16 protein-coding genes are annotated in these 17,881 nt (G+C 49.0%); 9 read left to right on the top strand and 7 right to left on the bottom strand.

The window, feature by feature from the left end:
• Both A7K98_RS08355 and A7K98_RS08350 read left to right on the top strand, forming a co-directional pair.
• Positions 1-990, top strand: coding sequence for an aldo/keto reductase (locus A7K98_RS08355; RefSeq protein ID WP_087488137.1), 990 nt, complete (start codon positions 1-3; stop codon positions 988-990).
• A 39-nt stretch (positions 991-1,029) separates the two neighbouring features.
• A complete protein-coding gene (locus A7K98_RS08350; RefSeq protein WP_087488136.1) occupies positions 1,030-1,764 on the top strand; it encodes an SDR family oxidoreductase in 735 nt (244 codons plus the stop codon).
• Between the two features lie 93 nt (positions 1,765-1,857).
• On the opposite strand, the gene A7K98_RS08345 is transcribed toward A7K98_RS08350, so the two are convergent.
• Positions 1,858-2,751: a LysR family transcriptional regulator gene (locus A7K98_RS08345; protein WP_087488135.1), complete on the bottom strand. Its 894-nt coding sequence runs from the start codon at positions 2,749-2,751 to the stop codon at positions 1,858-1,860.
• Between the two features lie 148 nt (positions 2,752-2,899).
• Between A7K98_RS08345 and A7K98_RS08340 the strand changes: the two genes are divergently transcribed.
• Complete coding sequence (locus A7K98_RS08340) at positions 2,900-3,691, top strand: SDR family oxidoreductase (protein WP_087488134.1); 792 nt, start codon at positions 2,900-2,902, stop codon at positions 3,689-3,691.
• A 341-nt stretch (positions 3,692-4,032) separates the two neighbouring features.
• On the opposite strand, the gene A7K98_RS08335 is transcribed toward A7K98_RS08340, so the two are convergent.
• The 4 genes from A7K98_RS08335 to A7K98_RS08315 form a co-directional block, all read right to left on the bottom strand.
• Entirely contained in the window at positions 4,033-4,461 is a 429-nt protein-coding gene (locus A7K98_RS08335; RefSeq protein ID WP_087488133.1) for a GNAT family N-acetyltransferase, read from the bottom strand.
• Positions 4,462-4,581: 120 nt separating this feature from the next.
• Complete coding sequence (locus A7K98_RS08330; RefSeq protein WP_232461609.1) at positions 4,582-5,148, bottom strand: histidine phosphatase family protein; 567 nt, start codon at positions 5,146-5,148, stop codon at positions 4,582-4,584.
• A gap of 931 nt (positions 5,149-6,079) precedes the next feature.
• Entirely contained in the window at positions 6,080-6,871 is a 792-nt protein-coding gene (locus A7K98_RS08320) for a PhzF family phenazine biosynthesis protein (protein WP_087488130.1), read from the bottom strand.
• A gap of 56 nt (positions 6,872-6,927) precedes the next feature.
• The gene (locus A7K98_RS08315) at positions 6,928-8,379 is read right to left on the bottom strand and encodes an aminotransferase-like domain-containing protein (RefSeq protein ID WP_240004751.1); all 1,452 of its coding nucleotides are present in this window, start codon (positions 8,377-8,379) and stop codon (positions 6,928-6,930) included.
• Between the two features lie 90 nt (positions 8,380-8,469).
• Here A7K98_RS08315 and A7K98_RS08310 point away from each other — a divergent pair, with 90 nt between their 5' ends.
• Both A7K98_RS08310 and A7K98_RS08305 read left to right on the top strand, forming a co-directional pair.
• Complete coding sequence (locus A7K98_RS08310; protein WP_087488128.1) at positions 8,470-9,237, top strand: arylamine N-acetyltransferase family protein; 768 nt, start codon at positions 8,470-8,472, stop codon at positions 9,235-9,237.
• Positions 9,238-9,470: 233 nt separating this feature from the next.
• Positions 9,471-10,199 carry a MerR family transcriptional regulator gene (locus tag A7K98_RS08305; protein ID WP_087488127.1) on the top strand — a complete coding sequence of 243 codons (729 nt, stop codon included), beginning with the start codon at positions 9,471-9,473 and terminating at the stop codon, positions 10,197-10,199.
• A 34-nt stretch (positions 10,200-10,233) separates the two neighbouring features.
• Here A7K98_RS08305 and A7K98_RS08300 read toward each other — a convergent pair whose 3' ends face one another.
• Positions 10,234-10,872: a TetR/AcrR family transcriptional regulator gene (locus A7K98_RS08300; protein ID WP_087488126.1), complete on the bottom strand. Its 639-nt coding sequence runs from the start codon at positions 10,870-10,872 to the stop codon at positions 10,234-10,236.
• A 165-nt stretch (positions 10,873-11,037) separates the two neighbouring features.
• Here A7K98_RS08300 and A7K98_RS08295 point away from each other — a divergent pair, with 165 nt between their 5' ends.
• The gene (locus A7K98_RS08295) at positions 11,038-12,528 is read left to right on the top strand and encodes an MFS transporter (protein ID WP_087488125.1); all 1,491 of its coding nucleotides are present in this window, start codon (positions 11,038-11,040) and stop codon (positions 12,526-12,528) included.
• A 259-nt stretch (positions 12,529-12,787) separates the two neighbouring features.
• Positions 12,788-13,963, top strand: a complete 1,176-nt coding sequence (locus A7K98_RS08290) for an MFS transporter (RefSeq protein WP_087488124.1) — start codon at positions 12,788-12,790, stop codon at positions 13,961-13,963.
• Positions 13,964-13,994: 31 nt separating this feature from the next.
• On the opposite strand, the gene A7K98_RS08285 is transcribed toward A7K98_RS08290, so the two are convergent.
• On the bottom strand, positions 13,995-14,903 hold the full coding sequence (locus A7K98_RS08285) for a LysR family transcriptional regulator (RefSeq protein ID WP_087488123.1): 909 nt from the start codon (positions 14,901-14,903) through the stop codon (positions 13,995-13,997).
• Positions 14,904-15,346: 443 nt separating this feature from the next.
• Here A7K98_RS08285 and A7K98_RS08280 point away from each other — a divergent pair, with 443 nt between their 5' ends.
• A complete protein-coding gene (locus A7K98_RS08280) occupies positions 15,347-16,078 on the top strand; it encodes a gluconate 2-dehydrogenase subunit 3 family protein (protein ID WP_087488122.1) in 732 nt (243 codons plus the stop codon).
• A gap of 24 nt (positions 16,079-16,102) precedes the next feature.
• Positions 16,103-17,872, top strand: a complete 1,770-nt coding sequence (locus tag A7K98_RS08275; RefSeq protein WP_087488121.1) for a GMC family oxidoreductase — start codon at positions 16,103-16,105, stop codon at positions 17,870-17,872.
• Positions 17,873-17,881 lie beyond the last annotated feature (9 nt).

Raw genomic sequence — 17,881 nt, 5'->3', positions numbered from 1 at the left:
ATGAAAAAACGTTATCTGGGTAATTCTGGTCTGGAAGTTTCTGCTTTAGGTCTCGGTTGTATGGGACTTAGCCACGGCTACGGCCCGGCTACTGATACGCGGCAGGCTATTGAGCTTATCCGTTCAGCGGTGGAGCGTGGTGTCACGCTGTTCGATACCGCTGAAGTGTATGGCCCTTTTCTTAATGAAGAAGTGGTCGGTGAAGCCTTAAAACCGTATCGCGACCAGGTGGTTATCGCAACAAAATTTGGTTTTACCTTTGGTGCGGACAACAAACAGCAGATTTTAAACAGCCGTCCGGAGTCCATCCGTAAAGCTGTTGAAGGGTCATTAAGCCGTCTTAAGACTGATGTTATAGACCTGTTGTATCAACACCGCGTCGATCCGGATGTTCCGATTGAAGATGTTGCGGGTACGGTGAAAGACCTGATCGCTGAAGGTAAAGTTAAGCATTTTGGTCTTTCTGAAGCTGGTGCGAAAACTATTCGTCGTGCGCATGACGTACAACCAGTCACTGCACTGCAAAGTGAATACTCTATGTGGTGGCGCGAGCCTGAGCAGGAAATTCTGCCGTTGCTGGAAGAGCTGGGGATTGGTTTTGTTCCCTTCAGCCCATTGGGTAAAGGCTTCCTGACCGGTTCGATTAAGCCAGGAACGATATTTGGTAAGGATGATTACCGCAGCACCGTGCCGCGTATTGCCGAACAGGCCATTGAAGCCAATGAAAAGCTGGTCACATTGTTGGGTGAACTGGCCACAGAGAAAGGCGTGACATCTGCACAAATCGCACTGGCATGGTTGCTGGCTCAAAAATCGTGGATTGTTCCCATACCGGGCACCACTAAACTACACCGGTTAGAGGAAAATCTGGCGGCTGTTGAAATTACTCTTTCGCAGGATGATTCACGGCAGATAACCAAGGCACTCGAAACGATTAAAATCGTCGGGGAACGTTACTCGCCTGAGCATCAGGCTCGCGTAGGCCGTTAATCACTGGCAGCGGTTCCCCGGAATGATAAGGTGACAAAGATGAAAATGCAGGATTTGACAGGCAAGGTTGCATTAATCACCGGTGCTTCCAGTGGGATTGGTGCTGCAACAGCGAGTCTACTGGCAAGTGAAGGCGTTCAGGTAATACTTGCTGCGCGTCGGATTGACGCGATTGAAATGCTTGCTTCTGAGTTAGGCAATGGTTCAATCGCGATAGCCTGCGATATCACTGACCGTTCGCAGGTTGCTGCCCTGTTTTCTGAGATAAAAAACCGTTTCGGCGGTTTGGACCTGCTGTTTAATAATGCGGGTCTGGGTATCTTTAGTCCGTTTGTGGAAAGTCAGCCTGATGACTGGCGTACCATGGTGGAAACCAACGTACTTGGCCTGATGGATTGTACCGCTGCTGCACTCCCCTTAATGAGCGGTCGTACCGGGGCGATGATTGCCTCTGTCTCGAGTACCGGTGGCCGTTATGGTGTTGAGGGCTGGTCTGTTTACTGCGCTACCAAATATGCGGTCGTCGGTTTTCATGAAGCATTACGTAAAGAAGTCGGGGCTGAGGGAATCCGCATCACGCTGATAGAGCCTGGTGCTGTATGGACTGAGTTTGGCCATAATGTGTCCAAAACAGATCTGGATTCCCGTCGGGAAAGTCTGGATGCTCTGACACCAGAAGATGTTGCTCAGTCGTTAGTTTATGCTTTTGCACAGCATCCGCGGGTTCTGGTGCAGGAAATACTGGTCCGCCCTGTGAAACAGCTGGCTCCTTAAGATTTCAGTTATCACTTAACCATCCGTCAAATTAATCCGGCCTTTCTGGTAAAACGGAAAGGCCTTTTTATCCTGAGAGTCAGTTAAGTGTTTTTATTCAGAATGTCTCAGGGCATCAATCATTAATGCAAAAGCAGGAGGATGTTGTTTACGGCTGGGGTAATAAAGATAATATCCGGGGAAAGAAGGACACCAGTCCTGCAAAACCTGAATCAACTCACCCGAATTGATATAATCCTGCACCCTGTCCGCAGGTATACACGCGATGCCAAAACCGGATAAGGCGGCATCAATCCTTTCTGTCAGTAAATTGAAGGTCACCTGCCCTACAACTCTGACCCGTAACGCTTTCCCTTCTTTCTCAAATTCCCAGTGGTAAAGCCCACCAGCAGTTGGCAAGCGCATATTGATACAGCGATGATTTTGTAGTTCGTGTGGTGTTTCAGGGACAGGATTGGTAGCAAAATAGGACGGAGCACCGACCACCGCCATGTGCATATCCGGTCCAATCCGGACAGCTATCATGTACTTATCCACGCTTTCACCCAGCCGGATCCCTGCATCAAAACGTCCCTCAACAATATCGACGAAACCGTTATCCACCAACAGTTCAACATTGATTTCCGGGTATTCCCGCAGAAATGGTTTTAACTTCGGCCAGACCACACTTCGGGCTGCATGCTCCCCGGCAGATAAACGAATATTTCCGGATGCAATACCATTCAACTGAACCAGTGATTCCAGTTCCTGTTCAAGGTCTGCAATACGCGGTTCAAGGCAGGCAATAATTCTCTCACCGGCTTCTGTCGGTGCAACGCTACGGGTGGTACGGGTTAACAGGCGAATATTTAGCCTTTCCTCCAGTGCCTTTATCGCATGACTCAGTGCTGACTGCGAGACACCAAGTTTACCTGCAGCTTTAGTAAAACTTCGCTCTCTTGCCACCACAAGAAAGATTTGTAACTCGTTGAAGTTTTCTTTGAGCATCGGCAATTTCCTTAACAGAGGTTTTCCCTGCGGGGATCATTTATGAAGGGCGTTAATAGGCACAATTATTTTATCCCTATTACTCATAATAATGTTAATTGATATTCTTATTTTTTAGAAATAAGTTCAGACCATCTAAAGGTTTTTTATGAAAATACTCATTGCCGGAGCGACAGGAAGCATTGGCCTTCATGTCGTGAGAATTGCGACTGAAATGGGACACCAGCCGATGGCCCTGGTAAGAAATCGGCGAAAAATAAAATTACTCCCTCGTGGAACTGATATTTTCCACGGGGATGTTTCAATGCTGGAAACACTCACTGGTTTACCGAAAGATATTGATGCCGTTATTTTCACTCTGGGTTCCGATGGTCAGGGTCGTATTGGTGCCAGAGCGATAGATTACGGTGGTGTACGAAACATTTTACGAATTTTCAGAGACAGTTCTGTTCGCATCAGCCTCATGACCACCATTGGCGTGACAGAACGGCTCAGTTCCTGGAACCAAAACACTGAAGTCCATGACTGGAAAAGACGTGCCGAACGTCTGGTCCGTGCAAGTGGTCTGCCTTATACCATCGTCAGGCCTGGCTGGTTCGATTACAACAATCAGGATGAGCAGAAAATCGTTATGCTCCAGGGAGACAAACGCCATACCGGCACACCGGAAGATGGAGTGATATCACGACAGCAAATCGCCCGGGTGCTGGTTGATGCTCTGAGTAACGATGCGGCAAAAAATAAAACCTTTGAGCTGATAGCAATCCGCGGTGAAGCACAACAGGACCTTACCCCACTGTTTTCGGCCCTGCAGAGTGACAGTCCTGACAAAAATGACGGAATTTTAGATATAGATAATATGCCCTTCAGCAAAGAACCAGAGAGCATTATTAATGAACTAAACCTCTATGCAGGAGTAGCCAGCCATCAAAACTCCTGACAATTTTGTTATTTAACAGCCAGAATTTTAATCCCCTAACCCGGATTATTTAAATATATCCGAGGGGATGATTATTTTTAAACACAGCCCGACCCTTGAAAAATTCAGATATAAATACAGTTCGTGCCAGTGACTTGAACAGCGTCAAAGGCACTGAATATGATATTTATCACGCCGAATTTTGGTCCCACAGAATAAGGAGAATAATAAGGGTGTCCTGAATCTAAAATATTGTTCCCCGGCTATAAACCTGAGTTTTTTTGCCGAAAAGCTTGAACGAACCTTTAACCCGCTTACCGTTCTCCGGGCGGTTAGCGCATACCGGTTTTTTTCACACCCGGTCAAACCGACGCTGCGGTGCCCTGCAGCTGATTGATCATCCGGATATACATCAGTCCTTTACGGATAAAGGGTGAGCCTTCGGTGATAAAGCCTGCACGAAGATAGAAAGACAGCGCAGTCTGTCGGGCATCAAGAAATACCTGATCCACACCTTCCTGCTGCAACATGCTTAACACCCCGGTCAATAGCAGCGTTCCAATCCCCTGGCCCTGCAGTGCCTGTCTGGTGGCAAACTTTCTGATTTGCACCCGATCTTTACCGTCCGGGAAAACCGACAGGCAGCTAATCACGATGCCATCTCTGATGATGCCTAAATGGCGGGCAGTTTCATCGCCTGCAACCCGACTTTCATCGCGGGGTAAATCTGGCCATAAAACCTGATGCCGGAGATCCAGACAGTCTTCAATCGATAACTCTGTTATTTTCATCAGTAGCTTCCTTACAGCAGGTAGTAATAACTCAACTATGCAGGCACCGTATCGCGGGAATAACTGACTTAAACAGTTCGCTGGGTAAATAATGCCAGCAGATCAACAAAGTATGGTCAGCTACTTGTCTGCAGGAGACTCAAAAATTCCCACACCCCAGTAGCCTTTAGCTGGCCGGGAACTCTCAGTCCAGCCTTGTGATATCAGCTCTCTGGCAATCAACCGGTTGATAATACCGTGCCCTGCCAGCAGCACTGACTGGTTGTGCTCTGCCGCAGATTGCATCAGCAACTTAGCAGCCTGCCGTGCACGCAACTTTGCCATAGCCAATGATTCAGTCTTCGGAGATAAGCCACAAAGCCAGAGCACACGGAAGAGTGCCGCCCACTGGAAGGGAGATAATCTAAGCATTGGGACATGAAAAACGGGTAACTCAGCCTCCCTGAACAGTTCATCTGTTATTTCAGGTACCAGTTTTAACGCAGCGACAGAGGAAAGCGCCCGGGGTAACGGACTGCTAAAAATCTTTAGTGGCCTGTTCACCCTTTGCCGGCAGGATTCCGTAGGCTTATCATCACCAGTATCTGAAAGATCGTACTGTTTTATCCATTCCGTCATCGCTGATACAGAGATTGTTTTTGCACCGGTTAATGCCGGTTTTCCGTGACGCATCAAAATAATCTTCAAAAGCTAGTTTGTCCCCTGGTTGTTTGTGGTTTGTTAAGCTCGTAAAAGAAGATAACAGACCCTCTCATATTATAACGTTTTAATCCCGCCACTATATTCTTTCGCATATATTCCAACTACGGGTATGTATTATTGAGTATGGTACAGAAGTCATCTGATTTAGATTTAAACTCGTTAGAGGGTGGAACATAGGTATTGAGTTTTTTGCTTATATAGTATATCTCCCAGACGCGGAAAGCCATCCAAAAACAGGCCATGAAAGCAAATATGAAGAGACTCAACGACATCCAGAATTTTATAATATTATGCTGTACATATCCTCTGTATATTTCAGAGCCTGTGAAGAAAAACAAAAAAACCGATAACATGGTGATAAACCAACCATTATTCCTACGAGGGTATATATTCCCGTCGGCTAGTCTGTACAAGCCCTGATAACGTAACACTGTTTTCAGGAATGGTATTAATGATTGCGGGTGAACTGATTGAAAGCAAATTATTTTAAATGAAAAATAAAAATCTCTGTGTAAACCGAACGATTGTAGCCTTAGCTGTTGCTCAACCCTGGCTAACAAATCGGGCGTCGACGCGGTAGTTTCTTTGATCCATTTGACTGCTTTAATCTGCTCAGAAGATGAGCGTGAAAAAAAGTCCCAGCGTTGAAACTGGGCATACTTTTTTACAAGGGGTCCAATGATGCTAATAATAAGTGTCGAAAATAGTGGAATACCAATTATGTATTTTATCAATTCCATCTTGTATTGCCTCCTTTTCATCTGAGAACATAAAAAATACACGCTTATCTAATAATAACTGATAAGAATATTACTAATAACAAGTGTAACTATGCAAAAGCTTAGTTTTAACATTAGCTGTGGGCCCTTCCCTGTATAAATATCGCGGCTGGTTACCACCGCCATTCCCTCTCCCCTCACTCCAGCCACACCTTCCCTACCAGATAGGTTTTTGCCTGACCGCCGATCAGTACACGGTCGCCGCTAAGCTGACAACGAAGCTCACCTCCGCGTTCTGATTTCTGATAAGCCAGTAGTTTTGTTTTACCCAGTTTTTCGGCCCAGAACGGAATAAGCATACTGTGGGCGGAACCAGTGACCGGGTCTTCCGGTACGCCTTCGCCCGGGCAAAAGAAACGGCTGACAAAATCATATTCACCGTCTCCCGGGGCTGTAACGCAGACCATTTTCCCCAGCGGTTTCATGGCAAAAATATCCGGGCGGATAGCTTCCACTTGCTGCTGATTTTCCAGCACTACCATATAGTCCCGCGCTGCCCGCACTTCCTGATAACCGGTGATGCCTAAGCACTCTGTCAGTAGTGCCGGTGGCTGTACCGGTTCACTGAGCCAAGCCGGGAAATCCAGAGTCAGCCACGAATTATCACGGGTCACCTTCAGCGGGCCGACAAACCGCGTGGCAAAGTTAATAGTGTCGTGGGGGTAATTCAGATATTCGAAAATCACATGTGCCGCCGCCAGAGTGGCATGCCCGCAAAGGTTGATTTCACTCTGAGTAGTAAACCAGCGCAGTTCAAAACCATCGTCACTGGCGACAAAAAATGCTGTCTCTGACTGGTTGTGTTGTTTTGCCATCTTCAGCATCAGTTCATCGGGCAGCCATTGGTCAAGCGGGCAAACCGCAGCCGGATTGCCGCCAAAGGTCGCGGAAGTAAAAGCATCTATCATATAAAAATCAATTTGCTGCATCTGGTTATCCTCTGTGTTACTTCGGCTGTGGTCTTTTTAATAAACTACTTCACCGGTTAGCGACTTTCTGGTGTCAATGCTGCCAGTTGGCAGCAGATTTCACCAATCTGAGCTACGGCTTCCAGTAATTGCGGTGTCGGTTCATTGGCACAATTGAGTCTCAGATAGTTATGCAATTCAGCCCCGGGCGAAAACAGCGGGCCGGGGCTAACGCCGATGCCCAGCAGCAGTGCCTGACGGTGAACTTCCAGTGCACTGACCTGCGACGGCAGTTCTACCCATAACAGGAAGCCAGCGGTGGGTATATTCATCCGCGTAGCTGGCGGGAAACTGGTTTTGATCTGACGGATTACCGCCTGAATCCCCTTATGGATCCGTTGTTTAAGACGTTTCAGGTGTCGTTCATAGTCGCCACTGCCAAGAATATCACTGGTAGCAGCTTCCAGCAGTGGTATCCCAGCCCAGTCACCGGCCATTCGCGCCTGTAATACCCGGTCAAAATAACGGCCGGCGACAATCCAGCCGATGCGCCAGCCCGGAGCGAGAGTTTTTGATAGCGAGCTGCAATAAATGACATTACCGGAGTGGTCGAATGCCTTACAGGCCGGAGGTCGTTGCCCTTCACCGGCCAGATCACCATAGACATCATCTTCTATCAGTGGAATACCGGCACTTTCAGCCACTGCCACCAGTTGTTGCTTATGAGCTAGTGGCATACTGGCCCCCAGCGGGTTTTGTACGCAGGGTGAAATCAGTATTGCCGCAGGGCGGTAGCGCTGAATCGCCCCGGTTAGCGCTTCCGGCAGCATCCCCTGTTCCGGATCCGTCGGGATTTGCAAAGCCTGCAGCCCCAAATCCTCCAGCAATAGCAAACTGCCAAAATAGGCGGGTTGCTCAACAGCTACCACATCTCCGGGCTGACAAACGGCTCTCAGGGCCAGCCGCAGTCCCTGAGTTGCCCCGGCGGTAATAATCACTTCATCAGCGCTAAAGCTCGCCCCCCACTGCGCCGCACGCACGGCAATCCTGTTGCGCAGATCGGCACGGCCCGGAGGCAGGCTGTAGCTCTGCCCGTGGGCTTCCAGTCGTCTTGATGCTGATTGCAACGCTCGCTGTAGCAGGTCTGTCGGCAACCAGTCAGGATCAGGCAGTGCTGCACCTAAAGGCACCAGCCGCGCTTCAGAACTGCTGAACAGCGAGCGGGCCACCGCCGAAAGTGTTACCGGCACAGGGCCGTCAGAATGCCGCGTCTGAGTAAGTTGGGTGCGAGGACTCTGCTGGCTGACAAAGTAACCGGAACGAGGCCGGGCTTCGATAAGCCCGTCGGCTTCCAGACAACGCAGCGCTTCCAGCGCTGTCGGCAGGCTGACCTGTTCGCGCTCCGCCAGTTTACGGGCAGAGATCATCCGGTCTCCGGCCCTTAAAGCACCCGAGGACAACGTCTGGCGCAACATATCCGCAATCCGGCGATACTGCGGAGGTAAATGAGTCACAACTGACATAACCATCTGTACAGGTTAATTTTCGATAAATCTGACTATACAGCCAATCTGTAGAGCCATCTATAGTGATGAACATCAACCAGATAAGGAGGCATTATGCATAGCAATAACTTTGATCTTTCAGCTTATTTTCGACGTATTCACTACACCGGCCCGGCCGCTGCGGATACCGCGACCCTGCATGCACTGATGCGCCATCAACTGTTTGCCATTCCGTTTGAAAATCTGGATGTACAGGCCGGTAAAATAGTGTCACTGGTTCCGGAAGAGATCACCGAAAAACTTCTCTATCAACGTCGCGGCGGATATTGTTATGAACTGAACGGACTGTTCGCCATGGCATTACAGGCAACAGGTATCCGTTACCAGTTTGTGGCCGCACGGCCGATGTTCTACCCTGCCCGTCGTCCTAAAACTCATATGGCGCTGGTTGCGGAAACCGAAGGTCGCCAGTGGCTGTGTGACCTTGGATTTGGCAGCTACGGTATCCGGGCCCCACTGGCACTGGATATGACTGACTGCGAAATTAGTCAGGACTTCGATACCTTCAGGCTAACCAGGGATGATCAGGGAGTTTATCTGTTACAGGCAAAGGCGGAAGGAGTATGGGCGAACCAGTACAGTTTTGATCTGTCCCCGACAGAATGGATTGATTTTTTGCCCGCGAATTATCTGAACTCCACCCATCCGGAGACCATTTTCGTACAGAAGCGATTAATCATGATGCATAACCTTTCACAGCGGCTGATTTTACTGGGTAATACCCTAAAAACCATTACCGCCGAAGGTTCTGAAAAACAGCAGATTGATGAGCAGGATATTGCTGCCGTGATGAAAAATCACTTTGCATTATCAGCAGGCTGATTATCCTGCAAGGCTGTAAATCGCCCGAACCCGCTCTGCGCCCCGGAATTTATAACAAACCAGGCGGGTTCATAATACTCTGCAACCATTCCCCCCGGCTCACCGTTATTTTCCGCTTATCCCCTAAAAATACACTTATCTGCTGCCTGTTTCCTGAATAACCCTGAGTTGCATTTCCTCCGTCGGATACAGACGTAGTATATTAGCGTCACTTTAAATTTCAGGCGTATGGCATGGCTTATCCGATTGGTGAATTTTCTAAACGTTGCGGTATCAATGCGACGACTCTGCGTGCCTGGCAGCGGCGTTACGGGCTGTTAACTCCGCAGCGCACCGAAGGAGGCCATCGTCTGTACAGTGATGACGATGTTGAGCTGGCGCTGAAAATTCTCGACTGGATAAGAAAAGGGGTACCGGTTAGCCAGGTCAGACCGTTGCTTGAGCGGCCGGAACACGGCCAGTCCAATAACTGGTTACAGTTACAGGAGAATTTGCTGGAACTGCTGAAAGCGGGCAAAACCGATGCATTGCGTCAGCAAATTTTTGCTGCGGGGCGGGATTATCCACGTTCAGAACTGGTCACTGAACTATTGCGCCCGTTGCGCAGTAAATTTTCAGCCCGGCTCCCGGCAATGATGATGCTGCGCGAAATTCTTGATGGAATTATCATCGGTTATACCACGTTCTGTCTGGATAAAGACCGCAAGAGCCGTGGCGAGAATTATCTGATCTGTGGCTGGCAACTGGCCGACTCCTGTGAAATATGGCTGGAAGCGCTAAAACGCAGCGGCGGGGGTTGTCGGCTGGATGTACTGCCGGGGATACCGGATATGCTGGCGCCGGAGGTGATCTCCGCACGACGCTGGCTACTGGTCACCCACGGTGCACCGACTCAGAGCATGGCCCGGCAGGCCGGACAATGGCAGCAACAGGGCATAATGCTGGAGATTATTACCTTATAAGTTAGCCGTCAGAACACCGGTTGGCCCGCTGGCACTAACTGACAGACACATTAATGGCCTGGTCCGGCTGGCAACTGAGCAACTGCATAAACTGACGTGTCAGCGCTTCACCCAGTCGTTCTGCTTGTAACGGGTCACTCACCACAATATTATCCACCGCACCATGCATACCGTGATACATCAGTATGGCGGTCAGTTGCAGGTCATCAGATTTCCAGCTTCCCGCCTCCTGCCCGGCGCTAAGGATTGCCAGAATCTGACTGAGCACGGCATCGCGATCCCGGTTACCACGGGTATGATAATGGTGGTCGTGATACAACATGTCGTGCAGATCCATTCCTTGCAGATAGGCAGCAACTCCCGCATGGCACCAGGCCCGCAGCCGTCCGATACTGTCTCCGGCCGCGCAGCTATCCACGGCCTGCTGGATCGTGGCAATAAACTGGCGGGTAAAACGTTCACGTAACGCATCCAGCATTTCGTTCTTCGAGGCAAAATAGTGATAAAAGGTGCCTTTGGCAACGCCTGCATCACGCACAATGTCACTCACTGTGGTGGCTTCAAATCCTTTACTGACAAATAACTGTTGTGCCGCATCCATCAGCTCATCCAGCCGGACCTCGGCGGGCTTAGTTCTGGGCTGAGGGTGTTCAGGTAATGCGGTGTTTTTCATGTCATCTTCCCGGGACAAGCAGTTCGCGGTCATCGTAGCGGATGTTACAGAGATTGACCAGCCGCCCTGCTTTCACTCCACAGTTAAAATTCCATTGACCGACGGTCAGTCATAATCTATGTTGATAATCATTCTCACTAACTTTTGATAATCAGGTCATCCGTTATGCAACAGTTTCAGCGTCCGGCGCTGGTGATTGCCGTTTGCCTCGGCACTTTTATGGCTTCACTGGATATCAGTATTGTCAATGTAGCACTCGATACAATGCAGTCCTCTCTGAACACCAACATGGCGGGATTACAGTGGGTGGTCGATGCTTATGCGTTATGTCTGTCCGCACTGATCCTCTCCTCCGGCCCACTGGGGGACCGTTACGGACGTAAACGTATCTGGATGGCAGGTATTGCATTGTTTACCATTGGGTCTGCGGTCTGTGCTCTGTCCGGTTCATTGCCGGTTCTGCTGACAGGTCGGGTGATACAGGGCATTGCCGGGGCGGCAGTGATTCCGGGGGCACTGACATTGCTGGCGCATGCGTTTCCTGAACAGAAAGCCCGGTTAAAGGTGATTGGAATTTGGTCCTCCGTCAGTGCTGTTTCACTGGCTCTGGGACCACTACTCGGCGGCTGGCTGGTCAACAGCTCAGGATGGCCGTCGATCTTTGTGATCAACCTTCCGCTGGGGATAATTGCTCTGTTGCTGGGTGCCTGGGGTTTACAGGAAGACTCACATCCGGAGCATGCTGCACTTGACCCGCTGGGACAATTACTGAGCATTTTGGGCCTGGGAAGCCTGACCTACGGACTGATTGTGGCTGGCGAATATGGCTGGTTAAGCATTGCGGCCTGTGGCTCATTACTGTTGTCTGCGCTGATGTTTGTCGCCCTGATTTGGACTGAACAGCGGGTTGCCCGCCCCCTGCTACCACTCAGTCTGTTCCGTAATATTCATTTCTCGGGTTATACCCTGGCATCGGCAGTTCTCGGGTTTTCCACCTACAGCAGCATTTTTTTAGTTTCTCTGTTTCTGCAACAGGCTCAGGGACAGACTGCCTATGATACCGGCTGGAAAATGGCTCCTCAGTTTATTGCAATGGCGCTCGCTTCATCGCTATTTAGCCGAATTTCTGCCTGGTTTCGTAGTGAATCGCTGGCGATCAGCGGTTTTATTCTGACGGGCGCAGGTTTATTACTGCTGTCACTGTTACAGGCTGACAGTCATTACAGCAGCATGGCCCTGTGGCTGATGATTCTGGGAGCCGGTATGGGCGTGGCTATCCCTGCAGTCAGTGGGCTGGTAATGCGGAGTGCCGATGCCCCCCGGGCCGGAATGGCATCTGCAACCATGAATGCGGTACGTCAGGCAGGAATGACTCTCGGCATTGCATTACTCGGCAGTGTGATGAGTTTACATGCCAGGCACCTGCTGACCGCTCCCCCCATTTATCAGCAGCCTCTGAACATCAGCGTGAGTTCCCGTCCGGTAATAACTGATCACGACGGGCTGGTGACTCTGACACGTCACGCCTATGCCAGCGGGTTTTCACTGGCAGTATTTTGCGCGGGTCTGGTTAGCCTGCTGATGGCGGCTGGTTTGGTGCTGCTCTGCTCCCGACTCTTCCGCGCTGCAAATCCTGCGGACGTTTCCGCCGGATAATATGTTTCAGCCCCGGTGATGCGCTGCTGCGTTTCTGTCAGGCGGCGCATCGCTGACAGCGATACTGGCTGAATTGTTGCATTTTCTTGCAATTAATCAGTTTGGCAAATGGTGTTGCCCGGCTAGTCTTCTTGTATACGTAACGGTCTTTCCGTTACGCGTAAGCGTTAACGTTACCCAACGCACGGCTTCCACAGAGATTTTTCGGTGGAAGAATGTCGCGTACCTGTAGTGCCTCCCCGGCACAGTGAGTAATGTAATGTCATCTGAAACTACCACTCTTCCGCCAACGACTGCCAGCAGCCGCCATTTGTTACCTATTTCTGTTTCACTGTTTCTCTCATATCTGTGTGTCGGGCTGCCGTTACCGGTGGTCCCGCTGTATGTCCACCACCAGCTTGGTCTGAGTAATACCATGGTTGGTATTGCAGTAGGCATTCAGTTTCTGGCGACCGTGTTGACCCGTGCGTATGCCGGTCGTCTGGCCGACAGCCGCGGAGGAAAACGTTCTAATCTCCAGGGAATCAGTGCCTGCATTCTGGCCGGAGCCACTTATATCATTGCCGACCTGCTACCGGTGGATAACATGGTTAAATTCGGGATTCTGGTGGCCGGGCGACTGGTACTCGGGTTTGGTGAGAGTCAGCTGATTACCGGTCACCTGACCTGGGGGCTGGGTCTGGTCAGCAAGCAACAATCCGGAAAAGTCATGTCACTGGCCGGTATGGCGATGTACGGAGCACTGGCAGTTGGTGCACCTCTGGGTATGGCCATCAGCCAGCATTGGGGCTTTCTGGCGCTCGGGGCATCGGTGATTATTTTACCGCTGCTGGGGTTACTGAATAATCTGCGGATTCCGGGGGTCGCCCCGCATCACGGACAACCGGTATCAATGTGGAAAATGCTCGGTCATATCTGGCCACTGGGCATTGCGCTATTTTTGCAGGGCGTCGGGTTTGCGGTGATCGGTACTTTTGTTTCGCTGCTCTTTACCTCTCAGGGCTGGCCGCATGCCGGGCTGGCACTCACCTGTTTTGGCGGTGCCTTTGTCTGTATGCGAATTTTCTTTGGTCACCTGCCAGATAAAATGGGTGGATTACCGGTGGCGCTGGTTTCGTTTGTGATTGAAACGCTGGGTCTGTTGTTAATCTTTTTTGCCTCGCAACCTGCACTGGCGCTGGCAGGAACAGCACTGACTGGTTTCGGTTGTTCGCTGATCTTCCCGGCATTAGGGGTCGAAGTGGTAAAACGTGTCGAACCACAGGTCAGAGGGACCGCAATGGGGACTTTCGCCGCGTTTCAGGATGTCTCATATGCGGCAACCGGACCGCTGACCGGGGTCCTGGCGACTCAGCTGGGTTACTCTTCGGTGTTTGCGGTGGGTGCTGCCTGTTGTGTGGTGGGCCTGGGGCTTATTACCAGGTTACGTCGCTAAGCCTGTAGCTGCAGGGTCGTGAACCCTGCAGCTACAAATCTTTTATCAGTGACTGGATATGTTCTTCCAGCAATTGCAAAAAATCGTTAAGATTATAATCTTCATTCCCTTTCATCCATGCCACGCTCAGTGGCAAACCTACGATATTTTGGGATAGCTCTAATCTGATGTAGGTGACGCCAGGGAAGTGCTGTTGCCTGAGATAAGCGGGCACAACGGCTATCCCTAATCCGGCAGAAACCAGGTTAACAATCGTATATTTCTCGTCTGCGTACTGGGATATTCGCGGCTGATAACCAGCACTACGGAAAATACTCATTGACAAATCATGGCTATGAGGCCGTAACCTCCTTTCAGGCAGGATAAGTGACTGCTGAGCAATTTCATCAACAGTGACTGATTCTCTGGTGGCCAGCGGATGAGATACCGGAACCGCCAGGACAAAGTTTTCGAAGGTAAGATGCCTGAATTCTATTGCTGAATCATACCGTTCCGGTGGCCTGACAAATATAATATCCAACCAGCCTGATTTAAGCCGGGGAATAAGATTAATACTTTTATCTTCCTGTAAATGGATATCCAGATCAGGGTGAAATTTCCTGTAAATATTTAGAATATTTGGTAACAACCCTGCAGCTGCACTGTCAATAGCGCCGATACGCATCGGGTGGTTTATATTGTTCCCGATAGTTTTAAACCGAAGAGTTAGCTGATCTGCCAATGAGACTATTTTAATTGCCTCTTCAAGAAAGATAATTCCGTTCTGTGTCAGCGAAACATTCCGGGTTGAGCGATTAAGTAACCTCTGGCCGAACTCTTTTTCCAACAGCTTAATAAACCGACCAAAAGACGCCGGCATCATATTCATTTTTGCAGCAGCTTTCCCGAAATGCAATTCTTCCGCTACTGCAATAAAACATCTTAGCTGGTTTAACTCCATACAACCTCTGTTCAGCAACAACGCTACTTTCCGACAGCCGTAACATGATTTTAATCAGTTCATCCGAAAAAAACATGCTAATTACTCTACTAAGTCAATTAATGAGCCTGTGGCTGACCATTAATTTAACCCGGTGATCCTTTTGTATTTTTTGGTACAGAATGCTATCTGATGTGCCAGATTTGATTATATCATTTATTTATATAAAAAATCCATATTGAAGGACAATAACAACCTGAAATATCATAAAAGCTCACAAAAAAACAACATTGGGTTGAAATTATAAACATTCCCCCTCTGTGCTCAGTACTGTCAAACCCCGGTGTATTCGTATTCATCAGTAGTGCCGACAGAATAATTTGTGACCAAAGAACCATCAAAAAAACAGGTTAACCAACCCCTGCCAATTGATAAATATAAAACACATGTATAGGTAATACATAATGAAACAAAGTGGTATCGGGAGGCGTCCGTTTATTATCGGATCTCTGATTGGTATTGCTTCATTAGGCATGAAGTGTGGTGTAAGTAGTGTTTTTGCAGCTGTCACCTCCCCACTGGATGAACTTAACAGTTATCAGCCCGTTTTTTTTAAACCCGAAGAGTGGCAATTCATCATGGCTGCCTGCGATCGTCTCATCCCACAGGATGAGGAAGGGCCTGGCGCACTTGAAACACATGTACCTGTTTTTATTGATAAACAGATGCTAACACCTTACGGGAAAGGTGAGGACTGGTATATGGAAGGCCCTTTTAATGCGCATGCCAGCACATTATTTGGCTACCAGTTACCTTTTCCATTGCAGGTTATGTATCAAAGAGGAATTAAAGCCACCAACAGCTATACCCGCCTCCATTTCAATCAGGATTTTGCAGCATTAACTGCGGCACAGCAGGATGCTGTCTTATCAGCACTGGAAGAAAATAAGATCACTTTCTCAGAGTTTTCAGAGCCTGACTTATCAGCCTCATATTTCTTTACCCGGTTGCTGGAAAATACCAAAGAAGGTTATCTGTCTGATCCTAAATATGGTGGAAATAAAGGCATGGCAGCCTGGGTAATGATCAACTTCCCTGGTGCCCGCGCCAGTTTCCCTACATGGATAAAAATTCACAACGTCAAATATCCATTAGGACCGGTAGCTTTGAATGGTGATGTTGCCCAATCCTCTTAATTATCTTTTTTAAGCAGAAAAATAATGAAAATTACCAATGAACCTGTTGATGTGGTCATCGTCGGTCTGGGTTGGACCGGTGCTATTCAGGGTATTGAGTTAGCCAGGACAGGATTAAAGATACGAGCACTTGAGCGTGGGGCCGATCGTACCAGCGCCGAATTTGCATACCCGGTTCCGGCAGATGAACTGGCTTACACCAAGCGCCACAAAATAATGCAAAGCCCGGCGGTTGCCGCATTCACCACACGACATAATCTGAATGAAGTTGCGTTGCCAATGCGAGAACTGGGTTCTTTTAGGCTTGGAGATGGTGTCGGAGGCGCAGGTTTACACTGGACAGCCATGATTACCCGGCCAACTCCGGTTGACCTGAAACTGGCAACCTATGCCCGAGAAAAATTTGAAAAATCTCAGCTGGATAAAGAACTGAGGATTTATGACTTTCCGGTAAGTTGGTCTGAGATTGAACCTCATATGGACTTTTTTGATCAGGTTTGCGGATCATCAGGTCAGGCAGGCAATGTCCGCGGCCAAATCCTGCCAGGGGGTGACCCTTTTGAAGGTCCTCGCTCCAGTCCATTTCCAAATCCACCACTGATCGATACACTGAATAGCAGTATGTTTCGCCAGGCGGCCACTGAAATGGGATATCATCCCTATTCAATCCCTTCCGCTGCCGTTTCTCAGGCATTCACTAACCCCTATGGCCAGCAGATTGCTCCTTGTAACTACTGTGGTTACTGTCAGTTTTATTCCTGCCTTAATTACTCAAAGGCCTCACCTCAGACGGCAATTCTGGATCGCCTGAAGCAGTATGATAATTTTGACTACAAAACTCATGCCAACGTTATCCGTGTAGAAAAACATGCAGATGGCAAAACTGCAACAGGGGTAACCTATATCGATGAAAACGATAATGAAGTTTTTCAGCCAGCAAAAATCGTCATTCTGGCCAGTTTTGGGCTGAACAACGTACGTTTGCTGCTAAATTCTAAAATTGGTCAGCCGTACAATCCAGTGACCGAAGAAGGGGTGGTTGGACGTAACTATACCCACCAGTATGGTGGTGGTATCACGCTTTACTTTAATCAACTTGAATTTAATCCATTTGCAACTGCAGGACCGACCGGAGTCGTTATTACCGATTTTGGTACCGGAAACATCAATACTGCAGACCTTGGTTTTATCGGTGGTGCCAAAATCTATAGTTCGCAGCCGACGGGAACCCCGATGGGCGCGCCGGTGATTGATTCCGCCGCTAAGTGGGGAAGTCGCTGGAAGAAAGGCCTGAAACAAAGCTACGGACATTCAATGGCCATTAAGCTGGAAGGCTCCAATATGGCCACTCAGACCAATTATCTTGATCTGGATCCTAACTATAAAGATAAATTCGGTATGCCTTTGCTACGCGTCACTTATGACTATGTGCAAAATGATTTACGCATGCTGCAATTTATGCGCGAGAAAATGGTTGGTATCGCTGAACATCTAAAACCAGACCATTATTCCGTTGGAATGCTAAAAATGGATAGCCATTTTGCCAGTTCTCCGGCTTATGCTAATACCCATAATGCAGGTGGTGCAATCATGGGAGATAACCCGAAAACCTCAGTCGTAAATCGCTATTTGCAAAGCTGGGATGTGCATAACGTATTTGTCATGGGTGCCTGTGTGTTTCCACAAAATGTCTATGCTAATCCGACAGCATTGGTTGCAGGGCTGACTTACTGGTCAGCTAAGGCCATTCGTGAAACGTATCTAAATAACCCCGGTCCGCTGGTTCAGGCATAAGGCAGAGAA

Origin of the sequence: Tatumella citrea, from assembly GCF_002163585.1 — a bacterium.
Classification (GTDB): domain Bacteria; phylum Pseudomonadota; class Gammaproteobacteria; order Enterobacterales; family Enterobacteriaceae; genus Tatumella; species Tatumella citrea.
This window is presented reverse-complemented; position numbering and strand designations above follow the sequence as displayed.

Excerpts from the sequence above, each read along its gene's own strand:
- A7K98_RS08315 (WP_240004751.1), bottom strand. The coding sequence starts at position 8,379 with ATGGTTATGTCAGTTGTGACTCATTTACCTCCGCAGTATCGCCGGATT.
- A7K98_RS08290 (WP_087488124.1), top strand. The coding sequence starts at position 12,788 with ATGTCATCTGAAACTACCACTCTTCCGCCAACGACTGCCAGCAGCCGC.
- A7K98_RS08350 (WP_087488136.1), top strand. The coding sequence starts at position 1,030 with ATGAAAATGCAGGATTTGACAGGCAAGGTTGCATTAATCACCGGTGCT.
- A7K98_RS08275 (WP_087488121.1), top strand. The coding sequence starts at position 16,103 with ATGAAAATTACCAATGAACCTGTTGATGTGGTCATCGTCGGTCTGGGT.
- A7K98_RS08355 (WP_087488137.1), top strand. The coding sequence starts at position 1 with ATGAAAAAACGTTATCTGGGTAATTCTGGTCTGGAAGTTTCTGCTTTA.
- A7K98_RS08305 (WP_087488127.1), top strand. The coding sequence starts at position 9,471 with ATGGCTTATCCGATTGGTGAATTTTCTAAACGTTGCGGTATCAATGCG.
- A7K98_RS08340 (WP_087488134.1), top strand. The coding sequence starts at position 2,900 with ATGAAAATACTCATTGCCGGAGCGACAGGAAGCATTGGCCTTCATGTC.
- A7K98_RS08295 (WP_087488125.1), top strand. The coding sequence starts at position 11,038 with ATGCAACAGTTTCAGCGTCCGGCGCTGGTGATTGCCGTTTGCCTCGGC.
- A7K98_RS08280 (WP_087488122.1), top strand. The coding sequence starts at position 15,347 with ATGAAACAAAGTGGTATCGGGAGGCGTCCGTTTATTATCGGATCTCTG.
- A7K98_RS08285 (WP_087488123.1), bottom strand. The coding sequence starts at position 14,903 with ATGGAGTTAAACCAGCTAAGATGTTTTATTGCAGTAGCGGAAGAATTG.
- A7K98_RS08300 (WP_087488126.1), bottom strand. The coding sequence starts at position 10,872 with ATGAAAAACACCGCATTACCTGAACACCCTCAGCCCAGAACTAAGCCC.
- A7K98_RS08310 (WP_087488128.1), top strand. The coding sequence starts at position 8,470 with ATGCATAGCAATAACTTTGATCTTTCAGCTTATTTTCGACGTATTCAC.
- A7K98_RS08320 (WP_087488130.1), bottom strand. The coding sequence starts at position 6,871 with ATGCAGCAAATTGATTTTTATATGATAGATGCTTTTACTTCCGCGACC.
- A7K98_RS08335 (WP_087488133.1), bottom strand. The coding sequence starts at position 4,461 with ATGAAAATAACAGAGTTATCGATTGAAGACTGTCTGGATCTCCGGCAT.
- A7K98_RS08345 (WP_087488135.1), bottom strand. The coding sequence starts at position 2,751 with ATGCTCAAAGAAAACTTCAACGAGTTACAAATCTTTCTTGTGGTGGCA.